The sequence below is a fragment of the Bartonella capreoli genome (genome assembly GCF_902813205.1).
Classification (GTDB): Bacteria; Pseudomonadota; Alphaproteobacteria; order Rhizobiales; family Rhizobiaceae; genus Bartonella; species Bartonella schoenbuchensis.
The window spans coordinates 1-396 of sequence record NZ_CADDZX010000356.1 but is presented as its reverse complement, the minus strand read 5'-3'; the positions used below and the strand labels follow the sequence as shown (position 1 = coordinate 396).

Genomic DNA, 396 nt, shown 5'->3' with positions numbered 1-396 from the left:
AAGACAAAAAACTCAATACAAAGAACACCAACATAATCGAGCGCATTCATTACTGTTAGGCTGATTTCTTGGGCTGATTTTTGCACGTCAAGTGGAATATGTGATGGAACAAAGGATTTATGAAGAATTCCGTTTTTATGTTGGTTTTCAGGGCAATCATAAAAAATATGTTCCCCTTGTTTTGTGCGAGCCGAGAGAACCGAAATTTCTGATAAAAAAGGAACTATTTCTTCCAAAATACAAGGCTGCTCCTGAAAAGTCCTTAAGGCTTCGTTACGGGTTTGTTCATTGGGGCGGTCAAGTTTGATCTGGTTTTTTCCGTCATAACCAAAACGACGCGTCTTTAAAAGGCCACGTTCGCCTAAGGCATCGAGAGCGGAAAGAAGAGAAGAAGAA

The 396-nt window shown here is 40.2% G+C and carries 1 protein-coding gene; it reads right to left on the bottom strand.

Annotated features, from left to right (window positions below; all coding sequences use genetic code 11):
- Window positions 1-396: ATP-grasp domain-containing protein (locus J7R05_RS08775; protein ID WP_208541920.1), on the bottom strand; the 396-nt coding region annotated here is incomplete at both ends.